The organism is Cyanobium sp. BA20m-14 (assembly GCF_024346295.1).
In genome coordinates, this window is record NZ_JAGQCR010000090.1 from 1 (window position 1) to 11,405 (window position 11,405).

Consider the following 11,405-nt stretch of genomic DNA (forward strand, 5'->3'; position numbering starts at 1 on the left):
AATGCGGCGTGGGTTTCCAGTCTTGACGGCGATGATGGCAGGACGCAGATAGATTGGCACAACATCTTTCGATGGGAAGCTTGGAAATGACTGCAGAAATGCAGTCATTGATTGCTCTGATGTTCCCCAGACGATGTCTGCGTCGTCCTGTGCTTGTCGGGTCCAGGATGGTTCTGGTCCGCAGGTGATCCTGACCTTGAGGTCGTTGCTCCGTTCCCATGCTTCTGCCACTTCGCGCAAGGCATTTTGCGGGCCGCAGGCACCATAAAGTCTGATCACACCATCTCGAGCCTGGGTGCGGTTTACTTCTGTGGGAGATGACTGGCCCTGAGCCATGGACGCAGCAGGCAGCAGGATGGCGGTGAACGCCAGGAGGGTGGACAGGATTCGATGCATAGAAACCCCAGTGTTTGAGTAAGCGCTGATGTTTTGATATTATTAGCGACTTCGACGACGACATGTCGGAGTCAGCAACACTCATGGAAGGTAGTTCTTTCCAGCGAGTTGTCAAATGAAAAGAATTTTTTGTATGTGTCCGTCTTTTGCGAATTAAATTAGGCTTTTGGGCTTTGTGTCGCAGGATGCATTGCTACCTGAAGTACAATCTTTGTCGTTTCTCCTGGCTTGAATTAGAGAGTCGTCGAGTTCAAGAGTTTTAAAGCCTGCCGGGAGTGATCGCGACATGTCGGCCGTTGGATTGCCGACGGTTGCCTTGTTAGCGCTTTGCTAGTTATTTTGTATAGGCATTGCTGTGAAGTAGGAGTATCAGCGCATGGCCGCCCATCCATCCACCCGCTGCCAGTTTTGATGATCTAGCACCGGCTGTATTTAACAAGGTTTGTAGTTCTAGACCCTGTGCGGATAGTGGTGGTGAATTGCTCTACCGAGCAGGTCTGTTGGGCAGCCCGCCATTGCAGAAGTTGGCTGCAATGGCCGTGCGGTCACCGCCCTTGATGCTGGGGCTGTTGCGCTCCAGCCATATCAGCCCAGCGTCGTAGCACTTGTTCCATCGGTAGGAGCGCGAACAGGTAGGCGTTGATCATTTCGCGAACGCTGAGCTTCCGTTCGCCGTGATCTGGCATGAGAGGCATTGAGAGGGAGGCGTATCCATTGTGGATGCCCCTTGCTGGATCGCCTGGCTCCCCGGTTTCAAGAAATTTGTTAGTCCCGCTTATCAGTACAACTGTGGGGTTATCGGTTGGGGTTGCCCCGGCACGCTGGCGCTGCTGGGCGGTGCAGTGTTGCAGCGGATGGAGGGGTGAGGGTCGGGGAACCATCAAGCTGAGGTAGTGCATCACGGCGGGGGCTGAAACGGATTCAGCAGCCGCACTCCGCAGCCGGCGAGGTCATCAATGTTGCGCGTCACCACGGTGAGGTCGTGCAGCAGATCGCTGCCATCGCCATCAAGGTCCAGCACCCGATCGCTGTAGGTCTGCAAAACCTCAGCCAGCCACTGCTCCAGCAGTTGAGCTTGCGGTTGATCCCCCCGGTGTCGAATCAACTCCACCCCGCGGCTCAGCTCACCGTTGGTGACCGCCGCCAGAAACAGCGCGGCGCCCCTTGCGGGCCTCGCTGATCACGTTGGTGTCAATCAAAAACATCACGGGCCCCTGCTTGATCGTCCAGGCGCTGGAAATCGGCATCCACGCCGACATCCGGCATTGCAGCCAGTAATTCCGCCAGGTTGCGCCGCGGTGGGCTCAGCAGCGCAGCGGACAGGATCGCCCGCAGTTCCGCTTCCTGGCTGCGGCCATGGGCACCAGCACGCTTCTTGAGCGCCTGGATCAGGGCGTCATCCACGCTGCGCACCACTAGATCACGCATGGCCCCATCACAGCCTCGGTAGCAATGCTATTTACAGCGGTGCCTCTGTTTCGGGATTGCCGGCTGCCGAATGGGCAGTTCCGCAAGGAGAGCTTTCTCCTGTCCTTTCCCGTTTGGGGCTCGTCCTGCGGCCCCGTCACCGCTGTTAGTGGGCTAGCAGGGGCAAGCCCAAGGCGAGCGCCCGGTGAGAATTACTGAGTGCACCTTTCGTTGCCAACTGGACGGCCTTGTCCCTGCGACTTAGTGGCGCGAGTGGGTCGTTTTTTCTCCTTCCTGCGATGCAAGCCACCTCCAATCTGCTCCGCTCCAGCAGCACCAGGCAGCCCAAGGCCGGCCCGGCCACCACAGCAGTTCGGCAGCTGCTGGGATCTGATCTGCCCAGAGGAAGCTTGGGAGCAGCCCTTGCGCCTGCTCGAGCTCTGCGGCTCAGGCCGCCAGGATTCCCACCTCCTGGAGCAGTCGCCGCTGGCGACGGGCGTCCACGAAGTGGTGGGCCGCCATGGCGCCGCTCACGGCCACCGGCGGCACGCCGATGCCGGGCAACACTCCGGCGCCGCAGAGCACTAGCCCCTGCACAGGAGTGGCGCCGGCGGGAAACGGCCCCCGATCGGCGGGCCAGGCCGGGCCGTAGCTGCCCTGGTGCAGCCGCAGGAAGTGGCGGTGGGTGAGGGGGGTGCCCTGCAGCTCGATCACCACCCGCTCGCGCCAATCGGGCAGTACGCCATCGAACACCTGGTGGAACACCGCGCAGCGCTCCTGCTTGAGGCGTTCGTAATCGGCACTGCCCCGCTCCAATTCCCTCCAGAGCTCCCAGGGTTCGTTGGCGGGGGTGTAGCCATGCAGCACCTGATGCCCCGGGGGCGCCAGGGAGGGATCCAGCAGCGACGGCATCGACAGCACCACCATGTTGCGTTCGGCGCCGATGCCCCGCTGCCAGTCCCCCACCCAGACGTGATGGATCGGCAGCTCAGCCAGGTCGTCGCCGCGCAGGCCCAGGTGCCAGTGCAGGAAGCTGGCACAGGCCGGGGTGGCCTGCCGCTGCCTCCTCCAGCGCTCGGAAACGGAGCCCTCTGGGAGCAGGGCCGGCAGATCCCAGGGGCTGAGGTTGGCGATCACGCCCAACCGGGCAGCGATGCGTTCGCCCCCGGTGAGCCGTACCCCGCAGGCCCTGCCACCTTCCACCAGGATTTCCGCCACCGGAGAGCGGCACTGAAGCCGTCCGCCGTGGCGCTCCAGGCCCCGCACTAGGGCCTCCACCACCGCGGGGCTGCCGCCGATCGGGTAGTCCAGAGCAGCATCGGGTTCGAACCACTCGCCGAACATGGTGGCCATCGCCGCAGCGCTGGTCTGCTCCATCCCCAGCCCGGAGATCAGGAAGCAGAGCAGTTCCACCCAGTGGAGCAGGAAGGGATCCCGCAGGTGGCGGCGGGCGAGCGGGCCGAAGGCACCCCCCAGCTGGGCCAGCCTGCCCGCCTGGGCGAGCAGCCCCAGACCCTGGCTGCCGAGGACGGCCGCCGTACCAAGGCCCGGCCGCAGGGACAGCAGGGGCAGGGAGCGGGCGGTGGCGCAGAAGGGCTGCAGGACCTGCATGAAGCGGGCCCATTCGTCGGCGGCGGCAGCTCCGCGCAGATCGCGCACCACGGCCAGGAAGGGCTCCAGGCCCACACCCACCCGCAGCTGGCCCTCGGGCAGCAGTAGGCCCCACTCGTGGTAGCTGTGCACCGGCACCTCCTCCCCGATCGCCCGCAGCACCTGGGCCAGCGGATTGCTGCTGGGCCAGGTTCCCAGCCCGCTCCAGAGGGAGGGCCCGGATTCGAAGGCAAAGCCTTGGCGCTGGAAGCCATGGGCCGCGCCGCCGGGCTGGTCGTGGGCTTCGAGCACCAGCACCTCGAGGCCATGGCGGGCGGCCATGGCGGCGGCGCAGAGCCCCCCCAGCCCGCTGCCCACCACCAGCAGATCCGGCCCCGGGGCCGGCGGGATGCCTTTCAGATCCGGCACAGCTGCTCCAGGCCAGGGCAGAGGCGGTAAGCGGCCTCAGCAAGGGGGGCCAGCACGGTTCCGTCGCCGAGGATCGCCATGGGGTGATGCTATTGAGAACAGGCTTGCCGATGCGGCGATGTTGAGCCAGGGCCTCCACAACCGGTGATAAGGCTTCACCGACATCACCGTGGTCCTCGACCGGGAGATCGGGGCCAGCGGGTTAGCCACCGGCCTGTCCAACCTGGCCTAGGGAACCTGGCCTGTCTGTACACCTCCTGTTAGCAACTAGCTTGATATAGAGAATAAAAGCTAGTTAGGGCAAGCTTTTACAGCAACTGGTGGAGACAGCGAACCAGCAGGCCCCTGGTTGGGTTGCTGCTGCTGGCGGTAGCTCTGCCCTCGGCCAGCAGAGGCCAGGGGGCCTGAAGCAGCGCCACTGTTGGCGCCACTGGAAGCAGGGGTCGAAAAGATGGAGGAGGACATCACCCATCACGGCTGTGGTGTTGCGGGCCCCCGTGCGGGCTGCGCTCGCTCTCCCGTGTTGCCAGGCTGGGAGCACCGCGGAAGATCCGATGCTGCGCTTTCTGCTCAACGTGCTCTGGTTTGTACTTGGGGGAGTTTTGATGGGCCTCGGTTGGTGGCTGGCCGGTCTTGTGGCGGCGATCACGATCGTCGGCCTCCCCTGGGCCCGGGCCTGCTTTGTGATCGGCAACTACTCCTTCTGGCCGTTTGGGAATGAGGCCGTGAGCAGGCGGGAGCTCACCGGACGCAACGACTTCGGTACCGGACCTTTCGGGGTGGTGGGCAATGTGATTTGGTTCCTGCTGGCCGGCTGGTGGCTGGCGATCGGCCACCTCAGTTCAGCGCTGGCCTGCTTAGTCACGATCATCGGCATTCCCTTCGGCATTCAGCACATCAAGCTGGCGCTGATCGCACTGGCGCCGGTCGGTATGCAGCTGGTGCCGGTGCGCCGCTGAATGCCACCCCGTATCGCGGCGCCCAGCTGATGCTCGATTTCGCCTGCGGCGGCAAGAAGGCGATCGACGACCATACCCACCGCATCGATGTCACAACCTTTCTTTTCAACCCTGCCCGGGGACCGGTGGAGCCTTGGAGTTGAGTGCCCGAGGCATCCCCCGGAAGCGGCTCCTCGCAGGGCTGGGAGCGGACAATGCAATGACCCTTGGTTCTCATCCAGGCAGCTATGGCCAGCGGCTTCACGGTCACCTCCAATCCGGATCCAGCTCAGCTGCAGAGCCTGGGCCTGACCAGTTGGCCCACCTGAGGCTGTGAGATCAGTGCGTTCCCCTGGATCTACGACGAGCAGGAAATCTGCCTGTTGCTGGAAGGCGATGTCGCCGTCACCCCCGATGGTTGAGAGGACGGGCAAAGTGGAGCCGATGCAGATCCCTCTCCTGCCCAGCCCCCGCGAGACCACAGAAGGGATTGTGCGCAACATGCTCGTGGGCCGGCCGAGCTCGGGAGCTGGCCGAGACCGAGCAAGCCATCAGCCGTTGCATCGGCGATCGGGTCGCTGAGCCCCGATTGATAGGCACCTGGCTGGCCCACCTGCTGATCGAGTCGACCCGCAGGCCGCCCTTTAGCGAGTTGCCCCCGGCAAAGCCGGGGGCAGTGGGTGCGAGAACCGCGCAGGGGCTCAGAAGCAGAAGGGAAGGAACTGGGTGCGGCAGGCGGCGTAGCCATCCACCAAGGCGCCGAGGCCGATCTGGTGGGCGATGCCAAAGCCGGTGAGGCCTTCCACCACGATGCCGATCATAATGCCAAGCATGGCGGCACGGCCGTTAAACAGTTCAGCTCTCTTGAGCTGCTCCATGAGGGTCAGCTGTTCGGCGCTGTTATTGACGAGCTGGTCGTTGGCGGGGGTGTTGGTCATGGGGATCTCTTGGGGTGTGTGAAACGAAGCGGAAGCGCGCTGGAGTCAGTCGGCAATATTGGGCTGCAGCACCAGGGCACTGATCAGCCAGACACCAAACAGAAGCAGGGTCAGGGTGGTGTAAAAGTCGGGGCCCATGGTGATCAACCGAGCCCGATTTGGGAAAGGATGCCCTGGCCGGTGAGCAGCTCGGTGCCCAGGCCGATCACAAAGCCGAGCATGGCCAGGCGGCCGTTCCAGGTTTCGGCGAAGGCGACGAAGCCAAAACGGGAGGAGGAGTCAGTCATGGGTGTTTCAGATTGTTACGCGAATTGTAACGGCATGTGAAGGGCCTAGGCCATGGCGGTTTCCCGCCAGGTCGTCTTGGCCAACCGGTGCATGCCCACATCGGGCTGCCGTGGCAGTTCTGGAATAACGACATCGGCATCCCTGGCAGTTGAGTGCCTGAGGCCTCCGCCGACAGGGTCGTAGAGAGCAGGAACCCCAGCCCAGATGTGTATCACAGGCCTAATCTCTACACATCGCCCCTAGGGCCGGCATGCGCACCAACATCGTCATCGACGATGCCCTGATGAAGCAGGCGATGCAGGCCAGCGGTGCCCGAAGCAAGCGGGAAGCCGTGGAGTTAGGGCTGCGCACCCTGGTCAAGCTGCAGCAGCAGAGAGAAATTCGCGCTTTCCGAGGGTGTCTGGACTGGGAGGGTGATCTGGAGGCCCAACGCCTGGATGAGGAGCCTGCAGCCAAGCAGCCGTGATCGTTGTTGATACCTCGGTTTGGATCGACTGGATGCGCTGCTCGGGGTGACGCCGCTAGCGATCAGCGACCTCATCTTGGTGGAGGTGCTGCAGGGCTTCCGGCAGGAGAAGATGTAGCAACAGCACGGCAACTCTTCCGTTCCCTAGCTGTGCTGCCTCTATTGGAGGGAAGCAACCCCTGGAAAGCGGCGGAGAACTACCGGCAGCTGCGCAGCCGGGGCATCACGGTGCGCAGGACGATCCACGGGATCATCGCCACCGCCTGCAACTGCTGTGCAGAAGTCTTCGGCTACGAGGCCAACCTGCCGCTGCTATTCAGTGATCGCGATTTCGAGCGCTACGTCGAGCACCTGGGCCTGGTGGCGGCATGAGCTACCGGTCGCAACACTCCCCCGCCACGCTGGTCAAAGTCTCGCCTTCGACTGCGGTAATCGTTTGGGTGCTTTCCAGCTGGGGGTTGTTCTCTCAGCCGGCGTCGAGCTCACGTTGCAGGCTCTGCCAGTCCTCCGGCAGCTCACCGCGCTGCACCAGACGCGAGAACACGGCGTAGCCGTCGTTGCGGTCGCCGTCCTTGCGGGGGAAGCCCAGCCAGAGGATCAGCAGCATGCGGCGGCCCTCCGCTTCAAATTGGCGAAAGAACAGGCGGTAGCGATCCGGCAGACCCAGGCCCTTGAGCCGGCCATAGCGCCGCAGCGGGCCCGTGAGAGCAAAGCGGCTGGCGTAGGGATCGGCCGCGATCCGTTCCTTGATCCCCTCCATCACCGCCGCCAACAACTTCACCTGGGGATGCTGCGCGAACGCCTGGGGATCGAGCTCCTGCTTAAGTCGTCTCACCTCGGCTTTGAGCTCGGCGTATTGCCGCGCAAACAGCTGGGGCTGGAAGGCGATCTCCCAGCCATGGCGAACCAGCGGCGCAGTCATACACCGAGCGGCTCGTCTGCGGCCTCAACCGTCACGCCGTCCAGTAGCTCCTCGTCGCCTGCCGCCATGGCTTCCGTGTAGAGCACCGGGCCCGGATCGCTCGTGAGTGCCTGTCGGCTGAGGAAATCGAGGAAGAGCCCGAGCAGCAGGCTGTCCTCCTCTGCTTCTCCCTGCTGCGGCTCTTCTGGCTCCAGGCGCAGCAACAGCGTGGTGTCGTCCAGAACCTCCATTTGGCCGGCAACACCGGCGAACTGGGGATGGTCCCGGTAGAAGGCTGCAGGCAGCCGCAGGCCAGAAGAATTGCCGAGTCGGGCCGGGGTAACGCGGTAAGGGGTGACGGCCATAGCAAGTTGCACCGCAAAGCTGGACTTACATCACGTTAGTCCGCCTTGATGGTTATTGAGGCTGCCGGCGCAGCTCTGGCGATGGGGCTGTACCCAGGCCGGGGCCACTGCAGTGGCACCTTGAGAACGTGGAAGCCACAAACCGGACGTAAGGACATGTCTCTACAGCTGGCCGGGAACGGCCCAAGTCGTTCCTTGACACAGTCCACGCCCCAAGGTCCTTCAGCTGACGCCAGCCATCATTTCCCGTAGGCGATCCGGCGCTGGGGGAACAGCCTGGCGGTCAGGCTCCCGGCCGCATGCCTGCGTCAGGCCGGGCTGCAGGAAGGCGATGAGATCGACATCGTCGTTGGACCAGACGGCCGCCTGAGCCTGGAGCCTCTGCGCAGGCTGGATCGCTCTGCCCTGGCCACTGATCTGCGCCAGCTTCAGGCCACCATGCCACTCACCCCTTCCGTGATCGAGGAATGCCGTAGCGGTGAACGCTGGTTGACGCTGACCCATCGATGATCTATCTCGACACCAGCGTCGTGGTGGCTCTGCTGACCCCAGAAGAGCGCAGTGCCGCGAACCCTTGATCAGCAGTGACTGGCTGATCACCGAAACCCACAGCGCCCTGGGCATGAAGCAGCGCCTTCACTGCCTCAGTGCTGAGGCACGCCTGGCCGCTGGGGAGCAATTCGAGAGATTGCTGCAGGGCGGAGTTGAACTGCTCTCGTTCGATCGCGGCCGCTTTCGTCAGGCGGCCGAGCTGCTCCAGGATCCGGTCCTCGGCCTGCGCGCTCATTGCTAAGGATCAAGTGGCCGGACTCCCGCACGATGCGGTAATCCCTGAATGGCCACATCACCTAAGGCCGATCGGATCTCCCAGCGGCGGCACCACGACTGGTTCGAGACGGTTCTGGTGTCGCACCGATAGGTGCGCTCTGCAAATCAGCACCGATAGGTGCGCTCTGCAAATCAGCACCCTCCCAGTCGGACTGCAGCGCCCGTCGACTGAGGCGGTGAAACGGCCGCGTCTGCCTACGATTGATCCATGGCCTTCCCGCGCATCAGCCACGATCCCGCCGTAATGGGCGGCAAGCCCTGCATCCGTGGGCTGCGCATCACGGTGGGCACCATCGTGGGGTTGGTTGCCAACGGCAGCAGCCTTGAGCGCATCCTGCAGGCCTACCCGCTGCTTGAACCAGCCGACATCGATGAGACTCTGGCCTACGCCGCCTGGCGGATGGAAGAGCGGGAAGAGGCACTGGTCCTGAGCTGATGGCCAGGTTGCTGGTCGATATGGCTGGTTCAACGCAACAGCCTCTCGACCGAATGGATCCCGCTCCTCCAGGCCGCCGGCCATACGGCGGTGCATTGGTCAGAGGTGGGTGACCCGAGGGCTCCAGATACGGTTCTGATGCAATGGGCTATTGCATACGACTACACCGTGTTCACGCACGACCTGGACTTCGGGACGATGCTGGCCTTCAGCGGCGCCGAGGGTCCCAGCGTGCTGCAGGTCCGCTGCCTCAATGTGCTGCCGGAAGCGATCGGCACTCTGGTGCTCTTAGTGCTTCTGGTCTACGCCGACGAGATTGAGCAAGGAGCCCTGGTGTTAGCAGATGAACGCCGTGCGTGCGTACGGATCCTCCCGCTGATCAGGCAGAACTGAGAGATTGCGCCCAATCCATTCCTGTTGACCGGCCTGAACCTCAGCGCTGCAGCAACCTGGGAAGCAGCGGGCCAGGATCATGGGCGGCAGGTCGATGTCAACCGGATGGGGATGGCTATCGATCGGAATCTGCCCCGCACTGCTCTGGAGGGCTTCACCAAGGCATTCCGCAAGCGATTGAAGTTGCCGGCCGAGGCCGCTTCGATTCCCTACCGGATCTGCCAGCGACAGCACCACGACTGCTTCGAGACGTTTCTGGTGTCGCACCGATAGGTGCGCTCGGCAAATCAACACCAGCAGGAGATGGCCAAAGAGCTGCTTTGCCGCCAACGCCATGCTGTGGGGTAACTACCGTTCAATAGTCGGCCAGGATTGGGGCATGAGCGATCAAAGCGCACTCGGGTGGGCTGTCTGCACCGCGGTGGAGCAAGATCCCCGGCGCGTAAGCGGTGCCTGGGTTTTTCTCGGCACCAGGGTCCCGGTGGCGGCTTTGTTCGAAAACCTGGAAGACGGGATCTCAGTGACGGACTTTGTTGAGCTCTTTCCTGGGGTGACGCAGGAGCAAGCCCGCTTAGTGCTGGAGCATGCCGCCCGGAGTACGGCTGCGGCCGTGGCCTGAGTGTGGATCCTGTTTGACCAGGGAACACCGGTTCCCCTACGGCGCTCACTTGCTGACCACCTCGTGGCTACGGCCTACGAGCTGGGCTGGTCCACCGTCACAAACGGGGAGCTGATCAATCTTGCAGAGCAGGAGGGCTATGAGCTGCTGATCACTACCGACACCAACCTCTGCTATCAGCAAAATCTGACCGGGCGCAGGATCGCAATTCTTGTGCTGACGACGACCAGCTGGCCCAGGATTCGCCAGTTCACTAGCGAGATCCAGTGCGCGGTTGCCGTCATCAAAGAGGGCGACTACCAGGAGCTAAGCGTCCCCTGAGCCACCTATGGCCAGCGCCAGGGGAAGGGGGCAAAGCTCGCCAACTGTGCTAGTACAGGTGTGCGCACATGAGTTGTTTGTGGGCATCCCTCTCCCCCGACCCGCAGCACTCAATGCCCGGCTCGATCTCCCGATCGCGGAGTGGACCTACCTCGATGAGGTGGTGCTGCTCAAGACCCGCAGCCGCAAGGTCTGCATGACCTGCCACTGGTTTCGGCATCACGCCGGGGTGAACTGCATCCCGTTGCTCGCCTGCAGCTAATTCAGGGGCTGGACTGATGACATGGTGCGCCAGAAGGGCTGGGCTTAGCTGCTGATCGCGGCCGCCGCCCTCTTGCCGGGCCAAAGCCGACAGTCCTGATCAGCATCAGACAAAGCGCGATCCCGCTGTGCTGGAGCCCACCAACCTGCTGCTGCTGGCCTGCGCGCTGATCTACGGCCTGATCGGTGAACCGCAGGAGGCGGCGATTCTGCTGGTGTTCGTGGCTGGCATCAGCCTTCTGGATGCCTGGCAACAGCGCCGCAGCCGGCGCGCCCTGGCGGAACTGGCGCGTCTCTCCGCCCCACTGGCTCATGTGCGCCGCGATGGGGTGGAGCTGGAGCTCCCTCCCGAGCAGCTACGTCCTGGGGATCACCTGCGGCTCGAGGAGGGTGACCGGGTGGCCGCCGATGCGCAGCTGCTGGAGGGGGTGGGCCTGTGGCTGGATGAATCGCTGCTAACGGGGGAATCGCTGCCGGTGGCCCGCGAGCAGCCAGGTGATCTGCTGCGGGCCGGCTCGCTGGTGGCCAGCGGTCGGGGCTGGGCGACGGTGGTGGCGGTGGGGGAGGCCACCGAACTCGGCCAGATCGGCCGCAGCTTGGCAGAGGTGGTGCCGCCCCCGACACGTCTCCAGCGCCACACCCGCCGGCTCACGGCCCGGCTCAGCCTGCTGGCCCTGGCCCTCTGCGCGGCGCTGGCCGTGCTGCAGGGCGGCCTCAGCGGCGACTGGAGCACGGCGCTGCTAGCGGCCCTGGCCCTGGCGCTGGCGGTGCTGCCCAAGGAGATCCCGGTGGTGCTGGCGCTGTTTCTGGCGCTCGGTGCCCTGCGCCT

At 63.8% G+C, this 11,405-nt stretch carries 21 protein-coding genes; 13 read left to right on the top strand and 8 right to left on the bottom strand.

Features of this window, described 5'->3' with window-relative positions:
- From KBZ07_RS09730 to KBZ07_RS09745, 4 genes are all read right to left on the bottom strand, one after another.
- The coding region (locus tag KBZ07_RS09730) for a substrate-binding domain-containing protein (RefSeq protein WP_254931425.1) at positions 1-396 on the bottom strand (396 nt) is incomplete at its 3' end.
- An 898-nt stretch (positions 397-1,294) separates the two neighbouring features.
- The gene (locus KBZ07_RS09735; protein WP_254931426.1) at positions 1,295-1,507 is read right to left on the bottom strand and encodes a hypothetical protein; all 213 of its coding nucleotides are present in this window, start codon (positions 1,505-1,507) and stop codon (positions 1,295-1,297) included.
- Positions 1,508-1,587: 80 nt separating this feature from the next.
- Positions 1,588-1,824, bottom strand: coding sequence for a FitA-like ribbon-helix-helix domain-containing protein (locus KBZ07_RS09740; protein WP_254931427.1), 237 nt, complete (start codon positions 1,822-1,824; stop codon positions 1,588-1,590).
- A gap of 426 nt (positions 1,825-2,250) precedes the next feature.
- Entirely contained in the window at positions 2,251-3,822 is a 1,572-nt protein-coding gene (locus KBZ07_RS09745) for an NAD(P)/FAD-dependent oxidoreductase (RefSeq protein WP_254931428.1), read from the bottom strand.
- A 554-nt stretch (positions 3,823-4,376) separates the two neighbouring features.
- Between KBZ07_RS09745 and KBZ07_RS09750 the strand changes: the two genes are divergently transcribed.
- Complete coding sequence (locus tag KBZ07_RS09750; RefSeq protein WP_254931429.1) at positions 4,377-4,781, top strand: YccF domain-containing protein; 405 nt, start codon at positions 4,377-4,379, stop codon at positions 4,779-4,781.
- Positions 4,782-5,098: 317 nt separating this feature from the next.
- Entirely contained in the window at positions 5,099-5,182 is an 84-nt protein-coding gene (locus KBZ07_RS09755; RefSeq protein WP_254931443.1) for a cupin domain-containing protein, read from the top strand.
- Between the two features lie 279 nt (positions 5,183-5,461).
- Here the strand turns inward: KBZ07_RS09755 and KBZ07_RS09760 are convergent, their stop codons facing one another.
- Both KBZ07_RS09760 and KBZ07_RS09765 read right to left on the bottom strand, forming a co-directional pair.
- On the bottom strand, positions 5,462-5,698 hold the full coding sequence (locus tag KBZ07_RS09760) for a chlorophyll a/b-binding protein (protein WP_254931430.1): 237 nt from the start codon (positions 5,696-5,698) through the stop codon (positions 5,462-5,464).
- Positions 5,699-5,841: 143 nt separating this feature from the next.
- Entirely contained in the window at positions 5,842-5,985 is a 144-nt protein-coding gene (locus KBZ07_RS09765; RefSeq protein ID WP_197149257.1) for a chlorophyll a/b-binding protein, read from the bottom strand.
- A gap of 251 nt (positions 5,986-6,236) precedes the next feature.
- Between KBZ07_RS09765 and KBZ07_RS09770 the strand changes: the two genes are divergently transcribed.
- Both KBZ07_RS09770 and KBZ07_RS09775 read left to right on the top strand, forming a co-directional pair.
- The gene (locus tag KBZ07_RS09770) at positions 6,237-6,452 is read left to right on the top strand and encodes a type II toxin-antitoxin system VapB family antitoxin (protein WP_254931431.1); all 216 of its coding nucleotides are present in this window, start codon (positions 6,237-6,239) and stop codon (positions 6,450-6,452) included.
- Between the two features lie 150 nt (positions 6,453-6,602).
- Positions 6,603-6,824: a hypothetical protein gene (locus KBZ07_RS09775; RefSeq protein WP_254931432.1), complete on the top strand. Its 222-nt coding sequence runs from the start codon at positions 6,603-6,605 to the stop codon at positions 6,822-6,824.
- 94 nt (positions 6,825-6,918) lie between these two features.
- Here KBZ07_RS09775 and KBZ07_RS09780 read toward each other — a convergent pair whose 3' ends face one another.
- Together KBZ07_RS09780 and KBZ07_RS09785 are read right to left on the bottom strand one after the other, a co-directional pair.
- Positions 6,919-7,374, bottom strand: a complete 456-nt coding sequence (locus KBZ07_RS09780) for a type II toxin-antitoxin system YhaV family toxin (protein WP_254931433.1) — start codon at positions 7,372-7,374, stop codon at positions 6,919-6,921.
- Positions 7,371-7,718: a hypothetical protein gene (locus KBZ07_RS09785; RefSeq protein WP_254931434.1), complete on the bottom strand. Its 348-nt coding sequence runs from the start codon at positions 7,716-7,718 to the stop codon at positions 7,371-7,373. Before KBZ07_RS09785 ends, KBZ07_RS09780 begins: the two co-directional genes overlap by 4 nt.
- Positions 7,719-7,973: 255 nt before the next feature.
- On the opposite strand from KBZ07_RS09785, the gene KBZ07_RS09790 reads away from it, so the two are divergent.
- From KBZ07_RS09790 to KBZ07_RS09830, 9 genes are all read left to right on the top strand, one after another.
- Positions 7,974-8,228: an AbrB/MazE/SpoVT family DNA-binding domain-containing protein gene (locus KBZ07_RS09790; protein ID WP_254931444.1), complete on the top strand. Its 255-nt coding sequence runs from the start codon at positions 7,974-7,976 to the stop codon at positions 8,226-8,228.
- 64 nt (positions 8,229-8,292) lie between these two features.
- On the top strand, positions 8,293-8,511 hold the full coding sequence (locus tag KBZ07_RS09795; RefSeq protein WP_254931435.1) for a hypothetical protein: 219 nt from the start codon (positions 8,293-8,295) through the stop codon (positions 8,509-8,511).
- 243 nt (positions 8,512-8,754) lie between these two features.
- The gene (locus KBZ07_RS09800; RefSeq protein ID WP_254931436.1) at positions 8,755-8,982 is read left to right on the top strand and encodes a DUF433 domain-containing protein; all 228 of its coding nucleotides are present in this window, start codon (positions 8,755-8,757) and stop codon (positions 8,980-8,982) included.
- 90 nt (positions 8,983-9,072) lie between these two features.
- A complete protein-coding gene (locus KBZ07_RS09805) occupies positions 9,073-9,375 on the top strand; it encodes a DUF5615 family PIN-like protein (RefSeq protein ID WP_254931437.1) in 303 nt (100 codons plus the stop codon).
- Between the two features lie 24 nt (positions 9,376-9,399).
- Positions 9,400-9,648, top strand: a complete 249-nt coding sequence (locus tag KBZ07_RS09810) for a hypothetical protein (RefSeq protein ID WP_254931438.1) — start codon at positions 9,400-9,402, stop codon at positions 9,646-9,648.
- A gap of 148 nt (positions 9,649-9,796) precedes the next feature.
- Positions 9,797-9,994: a DUF433 domain-containing protein gene (locus KBZ07_RS09815; protein WP_254931439.1), complete on the top strand. Its 198-nt coding sequence runs from the start codon at positions 9,797-9,799 to the stop codon at positions 9,992-9,994.
- A 63-nt stretch (positions 9,995-10,057) separates the two neighbouring features.
- A complete protein-coding gene (locus tag KBZ07_RS09820) occupies positions 10,058-10,315 on the top strand; it encodes a hypothetical protein (protein ID WP_254931440.1) in 258 nt (85 codons plus the stop codon).
- A 79-nt stretch (positions 10,316-10,394) separates the two neighbouring features.
- Complete coding sequence (locus tag KBZ07_RS09825) at positions 10,395-10,577, top strand: hypothetical protein (RefSeq protein ID WP_254931441.1); 183 nt, start codon at positions 10,395-10,397, stop codon at positions 10,575-10,577.
- A gap of 127 nt (positions 10,578-10,704) precedes the next feature.
- The coding region (locus KBZ07_RS09830; protein WP_254931442.1) for an HAD-IC family P-type ATPase at positions 10,705-11,405 on the top strand (701 nt) is incomplete at its 3' end.